The sequence below is a fragment of the Microcoleus sp. Z1_B2 genome, from assembly GCF_036700325.1.
Classification (GTDB): domain Bacteria; phylum Cyanobacteriota; class Cyanobacteriia; order Cyanobacteriales; family Microcoleaceae; genus Microcoleus.
This window is the reverse complement of record NZ_JAUBOQ010000012.1, coordinates 34,174-58,916: the sequence shown is the minus strand read 5'-3', so window position 1 is coordinate 58,916 and position 24,743 is coordinate 34,174. Positions and strand designations below refer to the sequence as shown.

The 24,743-nt window shown below is 45.2% G+C and carries 22 protein-coding genes; 11 read left to right on the top strand and 11 right to left on the bottom strand.

Translation table 11 applies throughout. The annotated features are described in order from the left end of the window. Positions 1–34: 34 nt before the first annotated feature. Positions 35–3,082 carry a HEAT repeat domain-containing protein gene (locus tag QT984_RS09130; RefSeq protein ID WP_333209509.1) on the top strand — a complete coding sequence of 1,016 codons (3,048 nt, stop codon included), beginning with the start codon at positions 35–37 and terminating at the stop codon, positions 3,080–3,082. Positions 3,083–3,203: 121 nt separating this feature from the next. Continuing rightward, on the top strand, positions 3,204–3,680 hold the full coding sequence (locus QT984_RS09125) for a Crp/Fnr family transcriptional regulator (protein ID WP_190660410.1): 477 nt from the start codon (positions 3,204–3,206) through the stop codon (positions 3,678–3,680). Between the two features lie 248 nt (positions 3,681–3,928). On the opposite strand, the gene QT984_RS09120 is transcribed toward QT984_RS09125, so the two are convergent. Beyond that, complete coding sequence (locus tag QT984_RS09120) at positions 3,929–4,342, bottom strand: peptide chain release factor 1 (protein WP_333056101.1); 414 nt, start codon at positions 4,340–4,342, stop codon at positions 3,929–3,931. 165 nt (positions 4,343–4,507) lie between these two features. Here QT984_RS09120 and QT984_RS09115 point away from each other — a divergent pair, with 165 nt between their 5' ends. Beyond that, entirely contained in the window at positions 4,508–4,714 is a 207-nt protein-coding gene (locus QT984_RS09115) for a hypothetical protein (RefSeq protein ID WP_333056102.1), read from the top strand. 238 nt (positions 4,715–4,952) lie between these two features. Continuing rightward, positions 4,953–5,372 (top strand): DUF6335 family protein, encoded by a 420-nt coding sequence (locus QT984_RS09110; protein ID WP_333056103.1) that lies wholly within the window; start codon positions 4,953–4,955, stop codon positions 5,370–5,372. Positions 5,373–5,465: 93 nt separating this feature from the next. On the opposite strand, the gene QT984_RS09105 is transcribed toward QT984_RS09110, so the two are convergent. The 3 genes from QT984_RS09105 to QT984_RS09095 form a co-directional block, all read right to left on the bottom strand. Further along, positions 5,466–6,146 (bottom strand): response regulator transcription factor, encoded by a 681-nt coding sequence (locus QT984_RS09105; RefSeq protein ID WP_333056104.1) that lies wholly within the window; start codon positions 6,144–6,146, stop codon positions 5,466–5,468. Further along, positions 6,143–7,597, bottom strand: a complete 1,455-nt coding sequence (locus tag QT984_RS09100) for a HAMP domain-containing sensor histidine kinase (protein WP_333056106.1) — start codon at positions 7,595–7,597, stop codon at positions 6,143–6,145. The genes QT984_RS09105 and QT984_RS09100 overlap by 4 nt, the downstream gene beginning before the upstream one ends. A gap of 203 nt (positions 7,598–7,800) precedes the next feature. Beyond that, complete coding sequence (locus QT984_RS09095) at positions 7,801–8,412, bottom strand: cupin (RefSeq protein ID WP_333056107.1); 612 nt, start codon at positions 8,410–8,412, stop codon at positions 7,801–7,803. 407 nt (positions 8,413–8,819) lie between these two features. Between QT984_RS09095 and QT984_RS09090 the strand changes: the two genes are divergently transcribed. Both QT984_RS09090 and QT984_RS09085 read left to right on the top strand, forming a co-directional pair. Next, positions 8,820–9,467: a YHS domain-containing (seleno)protein gene (locus tag QT984_RS09090; RefSeq protein ID WP_333056108.1), complete on the top strand. Its 648-nt coding sequence runs from the start codon at positions 8,820–8,822 to the stop codon at positions 9,465–9,467. A gap of 355 nt (positions 9,468–9,822) precedes the next feature. After that, a complete protein-coding gene (locus QT984_RS09085; protein WP_333057407.1) occupies positions 9,823–10,524 on the top strand; it encodes a DUF4079 domain-containing protein in 702 nt (233 codons plus the stop codon). A 239-nt stretch (positions 10,525–10,763) separates the two neighbouring features. Here QT984_RS09085 and QT984_RS09080 read toward each other — a convergent pair whose 3' ends face one another. The 3 genes from QT984_RS09080 to QT984_RS09070 form a co-directional block, all read right to left on the bottom strand. Further along, a complete protein-coding gene (locus tag QT984_RS09080; RefSeq protein ID WP_333057408.1) occupies positions 10,764–11,642 on the bottom strand; it encodes a sugar ABC transporter permease in 879 nt (292 codons plus the stop codon). A gap of 171 nt (positions 11,643–11,813) precedes the next feature. Continuing rightward, positions 11,814–13,277 carry a CIA30 family protein gene (locus QT984_RS09075; protein WP_333057409.1) on the bottom strand — a complete coding sequence of 488 codons (1,464 nt, stop codon included), beginning with the start codon at positions 13,275–13,277 and terminating at the stop codon, positions 11,814–11,816. Between the two features lie 123 nt (positions 13,278–13,400). After that, on the bottom strand, positions 13,401–15,923 hold the full coding sequence (locus QT984_RS09070) for an ATP-binding protein (RefSeq protein ID WP_333260492.1): 2,523 nt from the start codon (positions 15,921–15,923) through the stop codon (positions 13,401–13,403). Positions 15,924–16,423: 500 nt separating this feature from the next. Here QT984_RS09070 and QT984_RS09065 point away from each other — a divergent pair, with 500 nt between their 5' ends. Then, positions 16,424–16,798, top strand: a complete 375-nt coding sequence (locus QT984_RS09065) for a hypothetical protein (protein WP_333057411.1) — start codon at positions 16,424–16,426, stop codon at positions 16,796–16,798. A 111-nt stretch (positions 16,799–16,909) separates the two neighbouring features. Here QT984_RS09065 and QT984_RS09060 read toward each other — a convergent pair whose 3' ends face one another. Together QT984_RS09060 and QT984_RS09055 are read right to left on the bottom strand one after the other, a co-directional pair. Beyond that, positions 16,910–17,767 carry an Hpt domain-containing protein gene (locus tag QT984_RS09060; protein ID WP_333373817.1) on the bottom strand — a complete coding sequence of 286 codons (858 nt, stop codon included), beginning with the start codon at positions 17,765–17,767 and terminating at the stop codon, positions 16,910–16,912. 163 nt (positions 17,768–17,930) lie between these two features. Then, complete coding sequence (locus QT984_RS09055) at positions 17,931–18,857, bottom strand: DMT family transporter (RefSeq protein ID WP_333232100.1); 927 nt, start codon at positions 18,855–18,857, stop codon at positions 17,931–17,933. Between the two features lie 501 nt (positions 18,858–19,358). Between QT984_RS09055 and QT984_RS09050 the strand changes: the two genes are divergently transcribed. Beyond that, positions 19,359–20,162, top strand: coding sequence for an SDR family oxidoreductase (locus QT984_RS09050; protein ID WP_333313697.1), 804 nt, complete (start codon positions 19,359–19,361; stop codon positions 20,160–20,162). Positions 20,163–20,274: 112 nt separating this feature from the next. On the opposite strand, the gene QT984_RS09045 is transcribed toward QT984_RS09050, so the two are convergent. After that, on the bottom strand, positions 20,275–20,457 hold the full coding sequence (locus QT984_RS09045; protein ID WP_333057415.1) for a hypothetical protein: 183 nt from the start codon (positions 20,455–20,457) through the stop codon (positions 20,275–20,277). 15 nt (positions 20,458–20,472) lie between these two features. On the opposite strand from QT984_RS09045, the gene QT984_RS09040 reads away from it, so the two are divergent. After that, the gene (locus tag QT984_RS09040; RefSeq protein WP_333057417.1) at positions 20,473–21,480 is read left to right on the top strand and encodes an NAD(P)-dependent alcohol dehydrogenase; all 1,008 of its coding nucleotides are present in this window, start codon (positions 20,473–20,475) and stop codon (positions 21,478–21,480) included. Positions 21,481–21,541: 61 nt separating this feature from the next. On the opposite strand, the gene QT984_RS09035 is transcribed toward QT984_RS09040, so the two are convergent. Then, entirely contained in the window at positions 21,542–22,351 is an 810-nt protein-coding gene (locus QT984_RS09035) for a calcium-binding protein (protein WP_333057419.1), read from the bottom strand. A gap of 198 nt (positions 22,352–22,549) precedes the next feature. Here QT984_RS09035 and QT984_RS09030 point away from each other — a divergent pair, with 198 nt between their 5' ends. Together QT984_RS09030 and QT984_RS09025 are read left to right on the top strand one after the other, a co-directional pair. Next, on the top strand, positions 22,550–23,530 hold the full coding sequence (locus tag QT984_RS09030) for an ATP-binding cassette domain-containing protein (RefSeq protein WP_333057420.1): 981 nt from the start codon (positions 22,550–22,552) through the stop codon (positions 23,528–23,530). Positions 23,531–23,825: 295 nt separating this feature from the next. Continuing rightward, the gene (locus QT984_RS09025) at positions 23,826–24,614 is read left to right on the top strand and encodes an ABC-2 family transporter protein (RefSeq protein ID WP_333057421.1); all 789 of its coding nucleotides are present in this window, start codon (positions 23,826–23,828) and stop codon (positions 24,612–24,614) included. Positions 24,615–24,743 lie beyond the last annotated feature (129 nt).

Below are 24,743 nucleotides of genomic sequence, written 5' to 3'. Positions count from 1 at the left end.
GGAATAAGCTACCACACAGGGAAATCAACGCTGCATGGAAAATTTTCAAATCAGCGGTTCGGCGGGAGTAAGACAAGGAGTGCTGCGATCGCTCAACCTGCGATCGGAAGAAGTAGAGCGAACCGTACTGATGTTCCTCGTCTACACTCTAACCTCCGTCGGGCTGATCTGGCTGGAACTCAGCACAGTAGGTCTTTTTCTAGATGAATTTGGTGCAGACAAAATGCCCTGGATTTATATAGCCAGCGCGTTTATAGGTTCTGGCTTGGGATTTGTCTACTCGTGGCTGCAAAAAATCCTGCCGCTAAGGCGCACCGTAGTGGTTGTTCTGGCAATGATGTCGATACCGCTATTTTTATTTCGATTCGGGATCGGCTACGAAAATACTAAGATAGCTGGCGTCAGCATCGCTTTTATTACTATTTTTTTGATGTGGCTGTGGGTAGAAGCTTGCTATGTCCTCAACGACCTTAATACTTCTATCACTTCCAACCAACTGTTTAATATTAGAGAAATCAAGCGCACCTATCCGCTAGTCAGTAGCGGCTATCTAGTAGCTGGAGTAGTCAGCGGATTTTCTCTGCCTGTTTTGCTGTACGTAGTCGGACTCAAAAACGTTACCCTCATATCGGGGTTGATGGTGGCGATCGGCTCGGTGTTGCTGTACTACCTCACGGAAAAATACAGCCAAGCATTCCCGGAAACGGCTCACTGGACGGATGATGATGATGAAGACGACGACCAAGAAGAATTTACCGCCCGCAAAGTTACAGGCCCACTTCAAAAATACGCCGTACCTCTAGTCAGTTTTTTCATCCTCGCAGAAGTCGTCTACGTGCTGGTAGATTTCCAATTCTACAGCCAGCTAGAATACCAAAACCCGGGGGACGGAGCTAGCTGGATCGCTAGCTTCCTGGGCATTTATGAAGGCATACAAGGCCTGTTTCAAGTGGCGACTCAATGGTTCGCTTCGAGCCGGTTGGTGGAAAGAATCGGTGTATTCGTGACGGCGATGATTTTGCCGGCGGGTATCGCTATACTCGGGGTGCTGACCCTAGGAGCATCGCTCGGCCAGCTAGTATCTGTGTTCATCGGGCTAATATTGCTGAGATTTTTAGACGAACTGCTGCACTACACGCTTTTGGAAACTGTTAGCCCGGTTTTATTTCAACCGATTCCCGACAATATTCGATCGGGCATTCAAACTCTGGTCAACGGTGTGGGCGAACCTTTGTCCTGCGGAGCTACAGGAGTAGGCATCCTGATTATGCTGTGGGTGACAGGCAAGATACTCCCCCAGCAAGACGAAAATGTATTTCACGACCAGCAAAGCTTGATATTTATTGGCGTGATCGTCATATTGGCACTGTTGTGGGTGTTTGTCGTATGGTTGATCCGCTCTCAATACGTGGGTTTGTTGGTCAAAAGTGCGGAGCGGGGGCGCTTGGGCGTCACAGACGTTGACCTCAAAGCTCTCAAGCGCGCAGTGGTGGAAACTCTACAAAAGCCGGGGGGCGAAGATGAAAAGCGCTCTTGCATAGAACTCCTGACGCAAATTGACCCCAAAAATGTCGGAGAAGTTCTGGCTCCCCTCCTCGATTCGCTGTCCCCTGGTTTGCAGCGCCAGAGCTTGGAAACGATGCTGCAACACCCGAACCCCGCCTATTTAGAATCAGTCCGCGCACTCTCGCAGCAATCCTTGCCGCCGGAGGTTCTGGCCTTGGCTTTGCGCTACATCTGGCTGACGGAAGCTGAACCGAATATTGAGAGCTTGCGGCCTTACTTGCAGCCGACGGTCGATCCGGTGGTGCGGGGGACTGCTGCTGCTTTAATTATGAGAAGGGGCGATCGCCTGCAAAAGGCAGAGGCTACTAATACGCTGCGCCAAATGCTGACGCACAAACAAGAGCGGGAACGTGTTATGGGGACGCGGGCTCTGGGAGAAGCTGATTATTTGCAAGGACTGCGGCTGCATATCCCCAATCTGTTGCAAGATGAATCTCTGCGAGTGCGCTGCGCTCTGTTAGACGTGATTTCGTCTACTCATTCGGAAGAATATTATCCTTCGCTGTTGCGCGGACTTGGTTACAAATCGACTAGGGAAGCGGCTTTGCAGGCTATAGTCAAACTTCACAACGATGCCATTCCTTTGCTCGTTTATTTGGCTGAGGATATCCACAAGTCGGATTTGGTCAGGTTGCAAGCTTGGACGGCTCTGGGTCAAATTGGGACAAATGAGGCGATCGACATTTTGGTGAGCAATTTGATGACGGCTTGGGGAACGACGAGGCGCAATATCCTCCGCATCCTGTTGAAAATGCCTTCGGAAGCGGGGATAGAAGGGGTTCTAGACCGCATCGGCCGTAGCGGCTTGGAAACTCTTATCGAACAGGAGTTAATGTTTATCGGTCAAATTTATGCAGCTCTAGTAGATTTTTCTGGGGTAACAACCTACGGCAATTTCTCGGATCGGGAAGCCAACAGCACCGGAGCACCTGGGAACGATACGGCTCAATTGTTGCAGCGGGCTCTGGCGGGATTGGAAGCTGATGCTAGGGAGCGGTGTTTTTTGCTGATGAAGTTTCTTTATCCGCTGGACACGGTACAAGCCGCTGCTTTCAACATCGCTTCTGGCCAACCTTCTTTGGTTGCGAGGGGATTGGAAATTCTCGATAATACTGTGGATATAGCTAGGAAGCGATCGCTCATCAATTTGTTAGACCAACACTCGGAAAGAGAAAAATTGAGCAACCTCTCGGAATTGATGGTTTACAAACCTCTAGCGCCTAGCGATCGTTTGCGCCGCTTGCTAGAATTGCGCCACTTCCTTTCCGATTGGGCCTTGGCCTGCTGCTTTCACTTGGCGAGACAAGCGCGCTGGAGTCTTACGGCTCAACAAACTCTTGTCTGTCTGCAGCACCCGACGGGTTTTGTCCGCGAAGCAGTGTTAGCCTATTTGAAAATAGCCTCGCCGCGGGCTTTGGTCGAATTGTTGCCCAGGCTGCAAAATGACCCCGATAATTTGGTATCCGCTCAAGTTGAAGAAATGATGGCAGAGTTGGGTGCTGGGGGGAAAAGGTAAAGAAGGAAGAAGGAAGAGGGATGAGGGAACAAAAAGAAACTATGCCCAATGCCCAATGCCCAATGCCCAATGCCTCTTCCTCTTCCTTTGTTTAAGTTTAAATTAATCATTGCATCTCATTATGTTAACAAGCGTCGAACGCCTATTGTTTGTGAGGGAGGTTCCGATTTTTAAGGAACTGCGGGATGATTTTCTCGTGCGTCTAGCATCGGTAATGGATGAACTTTCATTTCCTTCTAAGCACAGGATTTTTACGGAAGGACAAGAAGGTCGATCTCTCTATATTTTGGTATCGGGAACGGTGCGGGTGCATATAGGCGATCGGGATTTGGCACAGTTGAAAGCGGGGGCTTGTTTCGGGGAAATGTCGCTGTTTGATGCAGAACCTCGATCGGCTTCTATTTCTACTCTCGAACAATCCGAGTGTTTGATGCTGACTCAAATGCAGCTATACGATGCGATTGATGAAACGCCGGGAATTGCGGTGAATATTATTCGCTTGCTGTCGCGCCGGATTCGGGAGTTGAATCAAAAGTTGAATGCTAAAGAAGCGATGATGCCTCCTACAGAGACTGTGAGAGTTCCTGAAATGCGATGAAATTGGGGAATTGAGAATTGTGTTTTTAGTCGATCGGTAATTCTGCACAATTTATCTTCTGTAAGGTGCCAATAGCGCACAATTTTTCTGGCTAGTGTCCGCTATTTGCACCTCATACTATATTTACAAAAAAAATGTAACTATAGACAACCCCCAAACCCGAATATTCATCAGTCATAGCCAATCTAAAATCTAAAAACTAAAATCTAAAAACTAAAATCTAAAAACTAAAATCTAAAATGGCATGACTATCGCCAATAAGGTCGGCCCTTCCAAAAAACTCCCACCGTAACTCCGATGAGTGCAGCTTCCGATAAACTTGCTAATAAAGGAGGGATGGGTAGGAATGACTTTAACACCAAACCCAAGAGCACGCAGAAAACTAAAACCCACAAACTAATTCGGTTGAGCAAAAATTGTTGTTGCCAATACTCTAAAAAGTACACTGCTAAAGCTCCCATTCCCAGTGCAGCAACGAAAGGTATCAATGTCCCGAGGGAGGAGCCGTAAAGAAGCGTCACGACGTTGCGGATTGGCCGCGATTGCGTGAAACCCCAGGCTAAAAATAGCTCCACTCCAATCACGATTGAGTTGACGAGGGCGGAAATTTGCAGCATTTCTCGCCAAGGTAAAAGTTTTAAGCGCCGCAGAAAATTGTTCACGATCGGCAGATTAGGTAGGTTGCTTTGATTTTATAACAGTTTTGCCCTGGCGATCGACCTTTGATGACAATTTGTGAAGTAAAATAAAGATATAGAGCAGTCTCTTGACAAATTCACCCAGAGTACCTGCCTATTAATTGTTGGAACCGCGAAAGGAAAAAAGTTATGGTGGAGAACACTGTCGATTGTGCTGTAGCTTGCGTCAATGGCTGCATTCTGGGCGACAAGTGCCCGAAGCGGGAATACGCAGAAGCAACGTCCAACTTTATTGAAAATACTTCTCTGGATAAAATGCTAGAAATAGCAGAGGAAGCGGTGAGAAGGAAACGGACGGAACCCCCCAAATGGGTAATTCCTGATTTTCCCGAATAGAATTAACATCCCCATTAAAAAGCGATCGCCCTTATCAAACGGGCGATCGCTTTTTGTATTCCCAATGAAATAGCTGCTCAGAATCAATATATTTCCTGGGATAGAAGCTAAAAGCTTAAATAGCAATTACAATGTCATTTAATGATAGCCATTGGCAATTACTAAAAATAATTCAGCTCAAGCGAAATTCGGACATTTTTAATTTAATTGAGTTCAAAAACAAACAGGAGCAAGTCTCGTGGCACAGCAAAAGGAACGCAACGCAAAAACAACAAGAGATGGTGATAATTTGGGCGAATTGCCTCAAGAAATTACCGAATCTTACGGTACAGGCGTCATCGATCAACCGGGAGTGAGCCAAGACGACATAACAACTCTGCAGGACAGCAGTTCGGAATACTCTTCCACTTCCCAAATCGGCGGCGAGGACGGCGATCCGGCTGCGGAACAAGAAAGTGCCACGGGCGAGCAATCTGTGGGCGGAACCGCGCCTACTCCAGACCTGGATATGGTTGATGAACTCGGAGCCGCTGCGGGCATAGAGATGCCGGATGGGGCTATTTTGCACACAACAGATATGCTGGAACATCGAGATGAAAGCCGGTGGGAATTAGACCCGAGTTCTGCGGAAGATTATCAGGAACGACCGGATTTCTAGGTCGATTTTTTACAAAAAAATAGATAGTATAATAGGAGCGGGTTCACCAGTATCCATACTTCATATCCGAAGTATTTGTAAATCCGCCCCTCCTCACTTTTGCTCTCGCAACACATATCCAACTCCCCGAACCGTATGCAGCAGGCGTTTTGAGTTACTTGCTTCTAATTTAATCCGTAACGCACGGATATACACTTCAATAATGTTTGACTCTCCCATAAAATCGTAACCCCAAACTTTTTCTAAAATTCGGTCACGGGTAATGACTTGACGGGAATTTTGCAGCATAAATTCTAACAAATCAAACTCTTTGGCAGTGAGTTCAATTAGTTGACTGCCTCGATAAACTTCACGGGTTAAACCGTTCAATATTAGGTCTTCAAATTGTAAATTATCCGGGTCATTTGCTTGAGATCGGCGCAGACGTGCTTTAACTCTCGCGAGGAGTTCTTCCATACTGAAAGGCTTAGTAACATAATCATCGGCTCCAGCATTTAATCCCGTCACGCGATCGGGTACTTCATCTTTTGCTGTCAGCATAATTATTGGTACTTGAACACCAGTCGATCGCAACCTTAAACAGATGTCTAATCCAGAGATGCCGGGAAGCATCCAATCTAAAATTAATAAATCCGCTTGAGCATCACGAGCGATCGTTAATCCATCCAATCCGTTTGGGGCGACAGTGACGTGATATCCTTCAAGACTAAGTTCAGATTCGATGAACTTTGCCAGTTTAGGGTCATCTTCAACAAGGAGTATGCGATCGCTCATAGCTGCGGATTCCAGACAGGTAAGGTGATAGTAAAAATACTACCTTCTCCCGGTTTAGATCGGAGCGTAATACGTCCTTCCATGCCTTCGATCAGGCTTTTGGCGATCGCCAATCCCAGCCCTGTACCGTCTCTAGAGCGCGTCATTGACTCATCCACCCGGTAAAATCGCTCAAAAATCCGGTTTTGATGGGGGAGAGAAATACCAATTCCGCGATCGCCCACATGAATCATCACCTGCTGTTCCCTCTTTTCTAATACTAACTCAACTGGTTGTTCGGGAGCAGAATACTTGATTGCATTATCGACTAAGTTAATTAACACCTGTTGTAAACGATCCTGATCCGCACAGGCTACAACATCCTCATCATTTGACACGAAAATAATTTTTCGATTGCTAACTTTTTGACTCATCTGGGCAACCTCAGCCACCAGAGTATTCAGCATCACCGGATTCAAACGAAAGTGCAAGTTGCCACTATCAGCCCTTGCCAAATCCAGCAAATCTTCTAACATCCGAATCGTGCGTTCAGTTTCCCCAACGGCTGTTTCCAGTGCTTGTTGCTGATAGTCACTTAAGTTAGTGCTGCGTCGCAGCAAACTTTGTAAATAACCAACTACAACCGTCAGAGGAGTGCGTAATTCGTGGGAAACATTACCGACAAATTGGCGTTGTTGCTCCCAGGAACCAGATAAGCGAAACAACATCTCATTAAAGGTTTGTGCTAGTCCTAAAATCTCATCAGGAGCCTGATGCAGTTGGAGTTTTGCCGCCTGCAAATTATCAGCAGACAAAGTGCTAGCTACCTGACTCATATGTTCCAAAGGATGGAGAGCATGACGAATGCGACTGGCGATGGCCAACATTAACACTAAGATTACCACAACACTGACAACAATTAGACTGCGAATCCCATCATTTAATTGACGTTGCTCATCAGTGATATCTTGAGAGAAATATACCGTACCCAGTAACTCATTTTTAATCCTCAGAGTTCTGCTACAGATCACCAAGTAGCGATCGCCCACCTGAACAAAAGTAGGCTCAGCAGGTACTTCGGTCAACGAGATCATCTTCGTAATCTTAGAAGATTGCAGATCCATATCAGGTGAATTCACCAAAAGCATCCCATCATTTCGCTTCACCCACACCATAATTCCTCCTGTGGAAGCTTTATGGACGCTTCGGGTTAAGCCAATTTCTAGTGAACCCATTTCACTATAAAGCTCAACCTGTTCGGGAAAGCGTATTCCAATGTATTCCAGGGTTTTTTTATGGGCACCGACTAAATTTTGCGACCTTTGCCAGCCGGCCCAAAATGCCACACTGCTAAGTCCTATAATCGAGAGTACCAGCAATTCCAGTGTCAGGCGAAACTGAAGCGAAGAGGTGGAAATTCGCTTGCCAGTGAGAGGGTTGATAGCGACTATAAATTGGGGAATGAGCTTCATTATATCGTCAGGTAGCGAGGAGACTTAAGCATTAAAATTAGGAAAAATTCCAACTAGATTGTTCCTGGACGCACTGTACAGTCAGAAACCGGGTTTTTTTACGAAAATCCTTCGTTATAGCCAGGAGATTCGCTAAAAAACCCGGTTTATTTGGTATGATTGCGTCTAGGACTATAGCTCCAAAAAATCATTAGAATGCACCCTTAAAAGTTTTCCGCAGTACCTTTAATCTGGTTAAACTCAAATCGTCGATCGTAATCTGTTACACCATAAAGATTAAAACTAATGGTTGGTTGATCTCCCAGTGCTTCCACATGATGAATCGCATCTGGCATTAAGCACAAAACGTCACCAGGGGCAAGCAAAATATCGCCCACTGTTGTGATTTTATCGGGAAACTTGCGAGTTGGCGATCGCTGCCAAAAAGTATTTTTCTCCTGTCCATCAAGTAGCGCCACCAGTCCCCAACTGGCATGATTGTGAATCGGAGAAACAGCACCCGGAGCCCAAGCCACCAACTGCACCGTCAGAGGAAAAAATGGTTCATCATACAGTGTTTGTACGGCCCAGCCTGTCTCAGAGTCAGGCTCAAGGAGAGCAATTTGAAACCAGGAAGAACTATCTAACAACCTGCGGACAAGGGGACAAATTGCCTGGAGTCGTAAATAATCATCACTAATTTGCTCTAATACATCTTCCAAGTCAGTTAAAAAGCGGTAAAGTCGGTAGGGATGAGTCAAATCTTCAATTTGACTTGTAGCCTCAAAAATACTGCACTGTCCATCATCAGTCACTAACCAGTCTTTTCCTGTCATAATTTCTCAACTCGCGATTAAATTACTGCACTACTAAGTTTCTCATCAGCAATCTTGGGTTGAGAAACCAGATATCTAGCAAGAAACCCGGTTGCTAAGCCAAGAGTGTATCAAGGACTCTTAAGGATAGTCAGGGTTAATCTCCACTCTATAAGAAATTCCGGGTAACTAGATGATGCGTTCCTAATTTCCCGATGAATTTTTGCTGAATAAAGGGACGTATAAAGTATTCAGAGTTTTATCTCTCATCCATCTCTTCCTCATCTAGCACTCATTTTCTTGAGCATTAATGTAAATAACCTCAAAGCTTGAGGACAACAACAAGCCAGCATAATTCCCAGAGAGCAAGAACTCTCAAGCAAACATCTGGCGTGGAATTACTAAGAATTTATCTGGAAATTAGACACATGAAAGTAAAATACATTACTACGATCGCCATTGCCGCCATTCTCGGTTTGGTAACAACTAATGTTAGCTACGGCAACTTCAAGGCATCAACAAACTCAAACTCTACAACGGTTTCATCCAAGGTTGCACAATCCAATCCTTGTGCGGGTAAAGCCAATCCTTGTGCTGGTAAAGCCAATCCTTGTGCGGGTAAAGCCAATCCTTGTGCGGGTAAAGCCCATCCTTGTGCGGGCAAAAGCAGCACAGCAACCGTTCATCCTGAATTTTACACCGAAAAAGGTGTGGCTCTTGATGGTCAGGATGTTGTAGCCTATTTCACCCAAAGCAAATTAGTTATGGGAGTTAGCCAATTTAAACATAATTGGGGTGGAACAACTTGGATGTTTGCTAATGCAGCAAACCGTGATATGTTTGCTAAAAATCCTGAAAAGTATGCTCCTCAATACGGTGGATATTGCGCCCAGGGAACCAGTGAAGGGCATCTTGTTGTCACTCAGCCTGACGCCTGGAAAATCGTTAATGGGAAGCTTTATCTCAACTACGACAAGAAAGTACAAGCACAGTGGATGGGGGATATTCCTGGTCACATTGCTTCAGGAAACAAAAATTGGCCTGCTATTCTGAATAACAAAGAACTGTTCCGCTAAGGAATGAGAATTAAATAACTTCCACAAGTTTGTGGGATGGGCGTCCCGTCCGTCCGTTTTGGACGGGCGGGACGCCCATCCCACTTTCAAGAGTGGAAGTTATTTAGTTCTCATTCCTTAACAAGCTGTACCTCACACAATTGACAACTGCTATATTTTCTGAGCGAGCAAAATATTGGGTGACTTATCCTTCATAAAGCGTGTTGGTAGTCAGGACTTCAGTTGTATCTATGCCGATGAACAATTACTATTAGTCCTGACTACCAAATTCCTGTGCTTAGATCGCCGGATATGATATTATGTATCGCAAAAACCGGGTTAATGAAGCCAACTCTCCTCAAGAAAAAGGTGATCTATGGAATTTAAAGATTTTCTGGGTTTGCTGCATCCTATTTTAGCTGTAGCGATTGTTTTTCCTATGCTTGGTGTTGTTCTCAATATGGCGTGGCAAACTATGCAGCGTCGCAAGCAAATTGCGATCGACACCAAGAGCAAAATTCCACCTGTAGTCGGTTCAGAACACGTCAAAGCAGGTCGAATTCTGTCAGGTTCTGTGGTAGGAGTGACGTTGGTGGGTCTAGCCTACCCGATTTTTGAGCATATTTTGAGCAAGGATGTTTGGAGCAAAAACTCGTTTCAGGTCATTTTCATTGTGCTGATGTTTGTTGCAACTGTGGGTTCTTTGGTCATGCTATATCGAGCGACACCCGCTTTATGGCGCGGCATATTTTCGACCCTAACAGGTACGGGTTTGGTGATTCTTGGCACTCAGGATGGCGTTTATCGGCGAACCAATGAATGGTATTGGTCTCACTACTACATTGGCATCGCCGCTGCGCTAATTATGGTTTTTTCCCTTGCCATCATTGAAGACATTTACAAAGACCGTTCAAATCGCTGGCGCACTATCCATGTCATCTTGAACTCGATCGCCGTGCTGCTCTTTCTGGGACAGGGAATGACCGGAACCAGGGATTTATTAGAAATTCCTCTTAACTGGCAGAAACCCTATATTTATACCTGTGATTTCACCAATAAGACCTGCCCAAAACCGTGAGCGATCGCATTACTTTGAGATTCAAGTCTAAAATTAGTATAAATTAGAAGGGCGGGACACCCCACAAGAAATTTCATGTATTGTGAAACAGGCATCTTGCCTGTTTTTAAGATGTGATGTATTGTGGAACAGGCATCTTGCCTGTTTTTAAGATGTGATGTATTGTGGAACAGGCATCTTGCCTGTTCTTGAGATCAGAATGTTGCAATATCTCACTCACTACCAATCAGTCACCAATCTTAATCATTGCGAGTCAAACCCTGAAGACTAACTTGCAAAATCGACAAACCCAAAATTAGCAAAAACAAAACCAGCCCGATCGTACAAGCATAGCCAATTTCCAAATCCTTAAAAGCCCGTTCGTAAAGATAATAAACAACAGTCTTAGAATTATTGCGAGGGCCGCCCTGAGTCATAATATAAACTTCTTCAAAAACCTTAGTAGCAGAAATCGCCGAAATTACCGCAACCAAAACTAAATACGGCTTCATCAGCGGCACAGTAATATCCCAGTGCTTTCCCAAACCATCAGAACCATCAATAGCAGCCGCCTCATAAAGTTCTGCCGGAATAGCTTGCAGCCCTGCCAAATAAATTACCATGTAATAGCCCAATCCTTTCCAGATAGTAACTGCCATGACGCTAAAGATTGCTAACTTCGGATTAGCCAGCCAAGAAACAGGAGGTAAACCCAACAATTCCCCCAACTGATTCAGCAGTCCAGTCTCAGCAAACAGCCACTTCCAAGCAATCCCGGCGACAACCATGGAAATCACCGCCGGCGTGTAGTAGGCTGCACGAAACCAGTTCATCCCCTTAAGTTTTTGGTTGCACAAAATCGCCATTCCCAACGGTAGAACAACCAATACAGGCACAACGCAGGTGAGATACAGCAGCGTATTCGTCAAAGTTTGCCAAAATACTCGATCGCCCCACAACCTCTCAAAATTCTTCAACCCCACCCACTGCGGCATTTGAGTCAAATCATATTCGTAGTTGGTAAAACTCAAATAAAAAGCTTGCACCGCCGGCCACAAAACAGTCAAACTCAAAATAAATAAAGCCGGAAGCAAAAACAAATAAGGAGTCAGTTTTCGTCGGGAAAAAGTAACAGACATAAATTAATTATTAGTTATTAGTTATTAGTTATTGGTTATAACTGGTTCCCAGGCTGAGCCTAGGAACCAGTTATTTCTTAGTCTGCGGAGGCAGACTTCGTTTGTGTAGACGCGGTTTCAACCGCCGAGTAATCAAGGGGTAACAAACTAATCAGCCTCTACAAACAATTGTTATTTAACTCCAGAAAACAAACCCTGCCAGTCTCCGGGAGAACTGCCATTTTCCCCCTCTTTCACCTCAAAAGTAACGTTGCAAGCTTGCGGTTGTTCCAAAGCCTCCACGCACAATTCTGCAATATCTTCCCGACTGACTTTGCCCCTAATATTGTCTCCTTGCTCAAATATTAAAGCTTTGCCTCCCGCTTCTTCTGTCAAAGCGCAAGGTCTGACAACAGTATAAGGTATGCCGCTCGATCGCACGCAATCCTCCCCTTTCAACTTCCAAGTCAAAATCCCCCCCAACATATCATTCATCCTGACAGCAGGCGGTTCTTCTTCCAAGTTAATTCCCGGTCGGCCAGGGCGGGTAACTCCTGCCGAACTCACCATCACAAATCGCGGCAAAGTCTGTCCCCCATCAGCTTTAATAGATTCTAACTCCAGTTGAAAAATACCCGGTGTAAATTTCGGGTTGAGCGCGCCATCATATTCAAACTTGCTCAACATTAACTGAAAAGAAAAAATAGTGCTGGCATCAAATTTAGAGCCATCTTTGACAGTTTTGGCGCGGAATACTGGGATTAACTCATCAAAGGGAACAGTGATAGTAATCCAGATATTGTAAACAGTATCAAACGAATAGCAATAGCCAATTCCATCCCATTTAGCTTCGCTGCGAACAATCAATTTGTAGCGCTTGCCGTCTCCTTTGACACGTAGTTGGAGACCGCTAAATCCTGCGAGATTGAGGGGAGGATCGAAGTTGCGGGTACGCACCGAAGCAAAGCCGCCCGAGTTGGCAGTAGAAACATTGCCTGTGAAGATAGCTGTATTGTCTGTAAGTACGATCGAACTTTCGCTAGTGCCGCCCATCACGATATCGTCTAGCGCACCCCAAGTTTCTTTTAAATCTTGGCTGGGTTTTGTGAAGTCAAAAATTATTTTTTCGCCTGCTTTAATTAGCTGGCGGCGAACGGCTTGCACTAAATTATTGAGGCCTTTGTATTCGACTATTTCGGGAACATCCACAACTTCCGGCATATAAAATTTGATGCCTTGATAATATTTTTCCCGCGTTGGAGTGTCTCCTTCTACTGGTTGAACTTTGGTGCCAGTACAGCAGATAACTGCTTCTATGCCCTCGGTTACTAGCGGTGTTAGGGTTTCTGGGAGAGTGATATCTCCTTCGACTAATTCGACATTTTTGCCGAGAATTTCTGTTGCTCTTTTAGCATCTCTGACGAGGGCTCGCACTCTATATCCCCGCTGTTGCAGCCGCTTGACAACTCGCTTCCCGACGCCGCCGGTAGCACCGGCTACCAGTATCAGTTTGGGTTGGTCTTTTTTAGTTTTGCTGCTGCTTCCAAAGAGTTGTTGCAGCCAGCTAATGCTGCCAATGAAGGGAATGACGCCGAAATAAGCCAAGGTTTTGAGAAACCGGCCGGCATCCCATTGGGCGGTTTTTTTTTCAGTCATACTAGCTTCCTCTGAATTGGCTCAAATCTACTTAGCTGCTTTTGTATTTTAATCTAATTTTCGATTTTTGAATTGGGGCGATTTCCTAGCCTTTGGGATAGATTCGCTAGCGCGGACTTTTTTTCACTTGACAATGGGTGTGGGGTGAGTTTGGCTCAAGGGAATCTCAATAATCAACTCGGTACCCTCTCCGGGGGCAGAAATGCAAGTCAATTTGCCACCGTGTTGTTCTAGCACAATTTCGTGGCTAATCGCCAAACCTATCCCCGCACCTTTGCCCACCTGTTTTGTGGTAAAAAACGGCTCAAAAATTTTCTGGCGCACTTTTTCTTCCATGCCCCAACCGTTGTCCTCGATCCGAACTGCTACGGCTTTTTTCCCCGGACAAAGTTCAGTCACAATCCGAATTTGTCCGTACTTAACTGGCTCTTCTTTGTCCCCGCCGTGCGACGATAAGTTATTGTTGACAAAGGCATCTTCGAGAGCATCAATGGCATTTGCCAGTACATTCATAAATACTTGGTTGATTTGAACTGGGTAACACTCAACAAAAGGCAGAGAACCATATTCTTTGATGAGATGAATTGCGGGGCGATCGGGCTTCGGTTTTAGTCGATTACTCAAAATCAACAAAGCGCTATCCAATCCGTCGTGAATGTCAACTGGTTTAATCTCTGCTTCGTCAATTCTAGAGAAGTTTCGCAGCGACTGAACTATCTCGCGGATGCGGTTAGCTCCTACTTTCATTGAACCCAGCAATTTCGGTAAGTCTTCAACTATGAACTCTAATTCTACTGCTTCTATTTGTGCTTCAATTTCTGGCGAAGGCGACGGATAGTGCTGGTTGTAAAGCTGCAATAAATTGATCATTTTTTGACTGTATTCATTAGCATAGCTAAGATTGCCGTAGATGAAGTTAATCGGGTTAGTGACTTCATAAGCTACTGCCGCCACCAACTGTCCCAAGCTTGACATTCTTTCGCTTTGCACCAATTGAGTCTGCGCCCGCTTCAGCTCGGACATCGCTGTTTTTAAATGAGCAGTTTTTTCCCGTTCTCTGGCGACTGATGCTTCTAGTGCTGTATTTAATTTTTCGAGTTTATCGACTTGACACAGCACTATATTAATCATTGCTTTTTTCAGTTCCAATGCAGCTTCTATTTCGCATTGTTTCCAAGGCAACGATTTGTACCTCACATTTTCTTTCCACAGCTCGAAGGATTTCCGAGGAGACAGTCGAGGGTTGCCATCTTCATCGGTTTCCACTGGTTTGTTGGGGTTGCCCGCCCAATTTACGGTCTTAATTACTTCCGGGCGAAACCACAAAACGTATATTTTCTGAGTCGGAGATATTGCTATGGCCAAACACCCGCTGGCTGTGTCTTTAAATTCCTCAGCTTCTGGATAGCATTTGGTGAGCGAGTCCGTATAAAAAATTTCTTGTTTGAGGTTATTTTGCACCCAATTAGTTAAGTATTTGAGCGCTTCTCCTTGAGGTGTTTGCCCTACTTGATAGCACTTGTCTCCAAATACTATTGCGGCTCCCTGGGCGTTGACTGCTTCTAGCAAATTCTGCTGACATTTAACTAACACTTCTGACAAGTTGTCGGACGTGGATATGTCTTCAAAAATCTTGGTTTGAATGGATTTTAAGTGTAGTTTGTAGTCGTAGTCTTCGTTTCCTTCTTTTGATTGCAGTTCTAAGGACATTACTTGCCCGATAAATTCGCAGGCGGCGCGCAATTCATAGTTGAGGTATTTTGGTGTATAGTTGTGGCAAGCAATCAATCCCCACAGTTTTTTGTCTTTGATTAACGAGATTGACATCGAAGCTGCAACGCCCATATTTTGCAGGTATTCTATGTGAATGGGAGAAACGCTTCTCAATACGCTGAAACTCAGGTCTCGCGGCTGGGTCGTGAGAGCATTATTTCCTGAAACAAGGGGGACTGGTTGATAATTAATATCTGGGATTAACCTCAGCCAATTTAACGCATACAGTTGTCGGGCTTGTTTGGGAATATCTGAACTTGGGTAGTTTAATCCTAAGAAAGGACTCAGCATTTCTGCTTTGTCTTCAGCGATTACAGCGCCGTTGCCTTCGTGGTCAAATTGATAGACCATAACTCTATCAAAACCCGATATTTTTCTGACTTCTTCTACAGTTATTTGAGATAATTCTTTGAGATTTTTGGCGCTTTGAATTTTGCTGATAGTAGATCTCACTGAATGATAAAAACTAAAAACTGAAAGATTTTCTGGGCTGGTGGCCAATTCCAACTCGACCATCAATACTTCTTCTACTCGGTGGAGGATGCAGTCAAATTCTAAATATTTACCTTTGTTTATGACAGAGAGTTTAATGGGATTAACGGTTTTTAAGTTTTCATTACACAAACAAAGCTTGAGTTTTTTGAGTTGAACTCTATTGAAGAATAAGCTCAAATTTCGACCGATCGCACTTTCGGGCTCTACTCCTAACAAATCTTGCGTATTTTCACTGACTTGCAGTATTTCTAGTTCAGGTTCTCGTACAACAAGTAGCACCCCGTGTGGCTGAATCAGCCCCGATATGTGAATCTGTTCTCTGTCGCAGTTTGTCAAGTCAACTTCTTCGAGTGCGGGAATTGTGATTTGTAGATCCATTTTCTTTGTCTTCCGCTGTAAAATGTCGAGAGGGTTCTAATGATTTGAGATTTGAGAGCCAAGTGGCTTTTCTATGATAATCTCATATTGTTCGATCGCATAACGGATCGATCCCTGGACGGACACTGAGAATCAATCAAGAATCAATCATCCGATCATCAGCGAATCAAAAAAGATTTAGTCGAAAATCAGCCTGCAGTATTTGTTGCTGTGAGACCAGCCTCAGCTTTCTATAAATTTTACCGACTTGGCTCCTATATACTATCGCTTCCCGATGTTAATTATCATAGCAATTGTTGCGATTCTTCAAGTATGTTTAATAATTTTCCAAAACTTTAATATTTGTGGTAAAATTTTCCCTGCTGGAAAAGGGGGAGAGAAATGCGTCTCCAGAGCGGCCTACTTACTGAAATATTAAGTTAAGGTAAGGGTGACAAGATATGAAAGTCAAGTCACGCTAAGCTCTTTAAGTATACCCAACAGGCCAGACATTTAGACTGATGCTCGACTTCAATACAGTTACTGAATTTTCTCATACCTACTGCATAGCTATCTGTGCCTTTTTAGTTCCGGCAAACTTGCTGACTACTTTGCAGACAGCGATTTTGACAGGACTAAACCGACCTCGAATGCAAATTTGGGCGTCTGTGGTTGTCGCCAGCCTTTGGGCTACAGCAATGATATTTCACGTTTTTACCTGGTTCGCGATCGGGGTAGTAATGCCTCCGACATACATCTTGCTAGTTATGGCAATCACTTGTCTGACAATCAATGTCTGGGCGATCGCTCATCCTGCAAGCATGATGCAATTAATTCGAGTTGCGGTATCAGTTGTTAGGGGATATTTCCGAAGGAAGAAGGATGTAGTTGTCTAAAAACTTAAAAAAAATGGCAGGGGGTAATGTGAAAAAAATCAGGGAAAATATGGGTTTCCGAAGATTTTTTCGAGAGGCAAATCGTGCTTCCGAGGGCTGAGTTTTCAGCGGTTATTCCGGTTCGCGATCGCGACAATCATCTGTTTCCGGGCCGCGGGGATGGATCGTGCAGTTGAGCAGGTAGCCCCCGTCGCTTCTGCCGTAATAGTAGCGGCATCCGATGCAAATTGCGGGAGGTTCGATCGCACTTTGGTAAAGCGGATAATCTCCAGTCGCCAGCAGCGAAAAGTCGCGCTGCGTCTGAACATTCCCGATAATAGCGCCGGAGAGTTCGACAGCTTGGCGGATGTTTTCGATCCTGGTGTAAGGTGGCAGGTAAATGTCAATACAAAGGCGTATCCCCTGGCTATCCCGATCGTGGCGGGTAATAGTGCCTCCGAGCAAACCGACGCGCGAAGCAATAGCCGAGGAAAATTCGCCCAGGGAGGTGCAGTAACCGGAGAAAACGTGAATATGTTCGTCCGTAGTAGCTCTCACCGTCAGGCGAGTGGGAATTCGCACTCTCAGGTAAGCGTCGAGTTCGTCAAAAACCGATTCGGCGAGGGAGAGCATTTGGCTGGCGTCTTCGTGGTTGAGCCCAAAACCCTTAGAAACCTTGGACACGAGGGCTGCTAAAATATCAAAAACTTCGGTTAAGAGCGATTGTAGTCTGCTATCAATGGCGATCGGACATTCTCTGAGCAGCTTTAAATAATCCTCCAACCGATGAGCAATGCGCTGAATGCTGCTAAATCCGAGCATAGCTGCTCCCGCTTTAATCGAGTGCGAGGCTCGGATGAGCTGGTGTATTCTTTGGGGATCTGGCAGGGTGTTTTGCAGATATTGCAAGCCTGGTTCGATAATTTGGATGTGTTCTGTGGCTTCTTCGATAAAGTAGCCGATGATCCGCTGTAGTTGTTCTGGCAGCATAATTTTATTCTCCTAAAGGCAACCGAGTATTATTAGTCATTAGTCAGACATTTGATAGTTTGGAACTGATATTTAACTGACGAGTTATTTTTGTTTTTAAGCCCTGATTTGTTTTATTCTGACTCACGGCAACTGTAGTGGCAATGTCGAAAACTGTTAACTCTTAAGTGTTGAGTGTTATTTTTTTTGCTCCTACGGTAGCGGTTGCTACACCCAACAGCAGCACCGCAGCACCTGCGAGTACCGCCGGCGCCGGCATTTCCCCAAACAGCAAATAACCCAACCAACTCGCCGCCACCGGTTCAAACAAGATGGCAAGAGTTACCAGAGTTGGGGAAATCTGCATTACAGCCCAGTTCAAAATGGTGTGGCCGACTAACTGAGGCAAAGCTGCCGTTAACAAAATATAAAAATATACAATGTCGGGGTAATTAGTATAAGTAGTGCCGAAGGCGAAGGGGAGAGGCAGCAGGACGATCGCAGCAACAGTATAGGCGATCGCGATATAGCCACCAATTCCCAGTCCCTGGCGCTGAGCTTCCCGGCCCAGCAGCAAATACAAGCTGACAGCCCAGGAACCAGCCAGAGCCAGGAAATCGCCCAGCAGTTGGCTGCTGCCAGCATTAGCTGCGCCCGCACTTCCAAGGGCGATCGCCATTCCCCCAGTCAGGGCTATAGTAATACCAGCGATCGACATTTTGCTGAGTTTTTCGCCGAACCAGAAACGCGACAAAAGCGCTACCCAGACAGGATTAGTGGTGACAAGGGCTGTCGAGGCGGCGATCGAAGTATAAGAAAGTGAGGTAATCCAGAGGGCAAAATGCAGGGCGAGACACAAACCCGCAGCCGCAGCATAGCGCCGAGCTCCCGGTTGCAGGGTGTTCCACTGAATTTTTCGCCAAGCCGGAAGCAGAATTAAAGCAGATAAAGTCAGACGAGAGGCCGCGAGCACCAGACTGAAACCCAAACCGCCCGCCCCTGCTGAAAAGTTAGCCAGCCGAATTAAGATTGATGAAGTTGAGACGGCTAAAACGCCGATAATTAACACTAGGGCGATCGACCAATTAGGCGTTTGTTTCGGAAGATTCATTTTTTAGGCATTGGGCATTGGCTAAACAGGGCATTGGGAAAATTTACAAAGCAATTTTCGCACAAATTATGAATAATTTCTCTTCTCTTCTTCTCCTCTCCTCTTCTCTCTTCCTTCGCGTCTTAGCGCTAACGCGCCGCATCGCTAACGCGCCTTCGCGGTTCGTTAAAAAAGCCCGATCGCCAAATGAAAAATTGCTATACTCAAGAAATATTAACCTAGAGCGCGCCTAAAATTACCTGACCTCTGTTATAGTTTCAATATCGCAGTATGGGCAGGGCGGGTTTATGAGATTGTAGATTATGGGCAATTATTGTTGGCGAACCCGCCCCTACAAAAATTAACATCACACAAGTCCGAATCATCTCGTTTCCGGTTGCATCGGTATTGTTCAAATGTCCAAACAGTTAACTGTTAACAGTCAACAGTCAACAGCTAACAGTCAACAGTCAACTGTCATTCCGGTTGAACCGGAATTGATATTACAATTTATAACTATCTATGGCTCCTACAGTTTTGATTACAGGCGCTTCTCAAGGAAGCGGCAAAGCAACAGCAATTTTATTTGCAAGTAAAGGTTACGATGTAGTTATGGTAGCTCGCCAGTCTGAGAGATTGGCAGCAGCAGCGGCTCAAGTGCAGCGAGAAGGCACTTCCGCTGTAGCTATTCCGGGGGATGTTGGCGACATTCATCAAGTGCGGGCGATCGTCCAAAAAGCCCTAGATACCTGCGGCAACATCGATGTTTTAGTTAACAATGCTGGCATTTGTCTCACGGGGGCGATCGAGCACACTACCTCCGAAGACTGGCAGCAATTAATGAATACCAATTTTTGGGGATGCGTTAACACAATTCAAGAAATGTTGCCACATTTTTTGGAACGAAAAACCGGGACAATCGTCAATGTTGGTTCAATTGGTGGCAAAATGCCTTTGCCTCAAATGACTGCTTATTGTGCCAGCAAATATGCAGTAACAGGTTTAACAGAAACTTTGCGATTGGAATTAGCGCCTCAAGGTATTCACGTTTGCGCCGTGCATCCGGGCCTGATTAACAGCGATTTTTTAGAAAGAGCTCAATTTCGCGATCGAGACGAACCCGCAGTCGAATCGCGCCGCCAGCAAATGAGCAAAATGCTGAAATCTGAGTGGGCAACTCAGCCAGAAGATATTGCTAAAGCTATCTGGGATGCTTTGAAAAATCAGCGTGCAGAAGTTACCGTCGGCCCTGCTTTTTTGGCATCGGAAGCTTATCGGTTATTTCCCGGTTTGATGCAGTGGGCAATGGGAAATGGCAAGTTATGAGACTAATTGGTAATTGCTATAGCAATCCTAAATGATTTGTGTAATTCTTGTAGGGGCAACCCCCCCGTGGTTGCCCCGATGCAGGCTGGGGTAGGCACTATTAGCACTACCCCTAAATATTTTTACAACTGATGCGAGGATTGCTATAATTGGTAATTGCTAATTGGTAAGGTGCGCCACAAGCACCCGACAAATTATTAGTAACGCGCATCATTTCTAGGGGTATGTTCACCTGAATATATACAACTAAAGAAAGAGACTGTGAAAGTCGATCGAGCACTATAATGGCAAACAAACCAGGAAATACACCATGCAAATCAAAGCACTTGCAGTTACAAAAACAGGCGGATTGCTTGAAGAATACAAATTCGATGTCGAACCTCCAAAAGTACATGAATGTATTATCAAAGTTTTAGCCTGCGGCATTTGTCACTCTGACTTGCACATGATTGACAATGACTGGGGTCAATCAAAATATCCCCTCGTTCCGGGCCACGAAGTTATCGGAGAAGTGGCAGAAATAGGGCCGCAAGTGACTCATTTAAAAGTGGGCGATCGCGTTGGTGTCGGCTGGCAAAGGTCGTCTTGTTTGCAGTGCCACGACTGCTTGCGCGGTAACGAAAATCTCTGCGATGAAAACCAGGGATTAATTGTTACAGGGCCGGGCGGTTTTGCCGATTATTTGATGGTAGATTCCCGCTTTGCTTTTCCTATTCCCAAAGGCATCGATTCCAACGTAGCGGGGCCGCTGTTGTGCGGCGGAATTACGGTTTACGCCGGTTTGCGAAATGCGGGGATGAGTTCTGGGCAAGAAATTGGCATTCTTGGCATCGGCGGTTTGGGACACATGGCGGTGCAATTTGCCAAAAAATTAGGCAACCGAGTTACAGTTTTTACTACTTCCCAAGATAAGGCAGAATTTGCACATAAAATGGGGGCGGACGAAGCTATTGTAGTAGGAAAAGGCGAAGTTCCTCAAGCCCCCAGCAGCAAATTAGATATTTTGTTGAGCACTGTTCCTGCTTCTTTAGATTGGGTTCCGTACATTGATTTTCTCGATTCTAACGGTGCGCTTGCTTTTGTGGGAGTTCCCGACGAACCTTTGAGCATTCCGTTATTTTCGCTGCTGGTAAAGCAACGCCGAATTGTGAGTTCTCTCATCGGCGGTCGCGCTATGATTAATGAAATGCTGGCAATTGCAGAGAAGTTTGAGATTGAGCCAATTGTTGAAGTTTTTGCGATCGCACAAGCGAATGAAGCAATGCAGAAAGTCCGGGACAATCAAGTGCGCTATCGCGCAGTTTTGACGATGAGTTAGATAATGGGTAATGGGTAAGGTGCGCCCGGTCGCACCCTACTAGAGATATATAAGCAACGAATTAAAGCAAAGAATTAGCATTAATAAAACGATCGTTTAAATCGGCTGGGGTCACATTCAAAACAGTACCCAACAACGCATTAGTAAAACCAAATCTAATATTAGTAGCTTCCACACGGCCGTTGCCATCGGGATCGAGACTTCGCTGGGAAATGCCACCCTTGGCTAACAAACTCGTTCCCCCCGCTATAGTTGCAGGATTGATCAGCAGCAGTCTCGGATCGTTCAAGCTATAGCTTACCTCTTCCAATGATATATTGCTGCTGGTAAATGCCACACTAATGCCAATCGAATCGCTAGACTTATCAAAATCCACAATTACCGCGTCAGGAACTTCAATTCCAACTACTCGGATTCCCGCTTGATCGACTCTAAAAACAAATACATCATTCCCTGCACCACCTTGGTAAATATCCACATCTCTGTCGCCAATTAAAGTATCATTACCGTCTCCGCCCACTAACAAATCAACACCTTGTCCTCCGCGCAACAAATCATTTCCCGCACCCCCATCAAGGAAATCGCTATTTCTATCTCCTGTCAAGAAATCGTCGCCAGTTTCTCCCAAAACATCGTCATCATCTTTGCCGGCGTAAATAGAATCATTGCCGACACCGCCTAACAGACTGTCTTTACCATCGTTGCCGAAAATCCGTTCTGCATCTGACGATCCCCTGACAGTATCATTGCCGCCCACCATCCAAAGTCCCCCAGGAAAACTAGCAAGTTGTCCTGGTGCAAGTGTAATATTTTCAGGAGAATTGTCTCCTACCAAACGAGAGATGCCTGAATTATCTGGGGTGAGTACCATAGTTGTAAACTTTGTGCGATGTGATTATGGATATTTTGCAATATTCTACAGTTTATTAGGGTGCGCCAGAACACAGTTACTTCCTGACTCGCGATCGAGCAATGGCTGGCGCACCCTACTAGATAGCTCGATCGCTCCATCTTGACACAAGCCTGATGGAAATACCCTAGATTAAAATAAAAGTTAAAATTTGAGCCGATGCCAATTATCTTAGTTGAAGACTTGAGCAAAGTTTATCCAGTAGCGATTAAAGAACCGGGACTTAAAGGAACAGTGCGACACTTTTTTAGTCGCACTTACCGCAATATCAAAGCAGTTGAGGGCGTCTCTTTCAGTATTGAACCGGGGGAATTCGTGGGGTTTCTCGGCGCTAACGGTGCGGGCAAAACTACTACGCTGAAAATGCTGACGGGTTTGATTTATCCGTCTGCGGGTACGGTGAGTGTGTGCGATCGTACTCCTTTCCGTCGCGAAGCCGATTTTCTGCAAAAAATCACCTTAGTGATGGGGCAGAAACAGCAGTTAATTTGGGATTTACCTGTGCTTGACTCTCTGCGAATCAATGCCGCTGTCTACGGCATTCCCGATGCAGATTATCGACGGCGAGTCGGAGAATTAACAGAGATGCTGTCACTAGAAGGCAAGTTAAATCAGCCTGTACGAAAGCTTTCTTTAGGCGAACGCATGAAAGCTGAATTGATGGCGGCGCTGCTGCACCAGCCGGAGGTATTATTTTTAGATGAACCGACTTTAGGTTTGGATATAAACGCACAGTTTAGCGTCAGGCAATTTCTGCGAGAATATAACGAGCGCTATCAAGCAACGGTGCTGTTGACGAGTCATTACATGGCTGACATTACGGCTTTGTGCAAGCGCGTTTTGTTAATCCATGAAGGGCAATTAGTTTATGATGGCAGTTTAGACGGATTGCTCGACAGGTTTGCACCTTATCGGGAAGTTCAGGTAAAATTAGCTAAGCCGCTGGAAAAAGATAGTGCTTTTGCTTACGGCGAGGTAGAATCTATTGAGGGACAATCGGTACGATTTTTGGTGAAAAGGGAAGAGCTGACGGTGAGCGTGGCGAAGATTTTGGCGGAGTTAGAAGTGATAGATTTGACTGTTACCGATCCGCCAATTGAAGAGGTAATTGGTAGAGTTTTTCGCACGGGAAAAGTGTAATGTTTTTGGCTGGGTTGATTCTCCATAGCAGGCAAGATATCTGTTCCACTAGATTTTCAATGTTTTGTGGAACGGGCATCTTGCCCGTTGCTAAAACAGAAAAATTGAACAGGCAAGATGCCTGTTCCACTAGATTTTCAATATTTTGTGGAACGGGCATCTTGCCCGTTGCTAAAACCGTTGCTAAAACAGAAAAATTGAACAGGCAAGATGCCTGTTCCACAAGAGTTTCAATATTTTGTGGAACGGGCATCTTGCCCGTTGCTAAAACAGAAAAATTAAATCTAGAATTGATATGAACAGAATTGTGAGAATTGCTAAAACTTTGCTAGTTACCTACTACGCTTATATGCTCGAATACCGGGCGGAGTTGTTTTTGTGGGCGCTGTCGGGAGCTTTGCCGTTTATCTTGATGGGTGTCTGGATGCAGGCGGCCGAAACTGGTCAATTTGGGCTGAATTCGATCGACTTTGCTCGTTATTTTCTAGCGGCTTTCATTGTCAGGCAAACAAATGTAGTTTGGGTGATTTGGGAGTTTGAAAAGGAAGTAGTCCAAGGCAGGCTATCTAATAAATTGTTGCAGCCTCTCGATCCCGTATGGCACCACTTCGTATCTCACATTTCCGAAAGGTTTGCGAGGCTGCCGTTTGTATTGGGATTAGTGCTGCTGTTTTTTGCACTTTACCCGCAGGCTTTTTGGCTGCCAAGTTTTGGCAGGTTTTTGCTGTTTTTGCTGGTTATCGTCTTGGCTTTTTGCTTGCGGTTTATTATACAGTATACCTTTGCGCTGTTTGCTTTTTGGCTGGAAAGGGCAAGTGCGATCGAGCAATTCTGGTTTCTAATTTACCTGTTTTTATCGGGACTTATCGCGCCACTAGAAGTGTTTCCCGCACCCGTGCGCGAAGTAGTTTTGTGGACGCCGTTTCCTTATTTGATTCATTTTCCCGCTTCTATCTTGATAGGATTACCCGTAGATTTAGGCCGCGGTTTGTTGGTAATGTTGGGTTGGAGTGCGGTGTTTTTTGTGTGGAATCGCTGGCTATGGCGGCAGGGTTTGAAGCAGTATTCGGGCATGGGCGCTTAAATAATAATTAAGAATTAGAAAACTGTAAGGTGCGTCACAGTAAAAATATTAATCGTTTTGTCAAAAAGACTTACTTGACGCACCCTACTTAACTGTGGAGTAAATCTAAAATCTAAAATCTAAAATCGA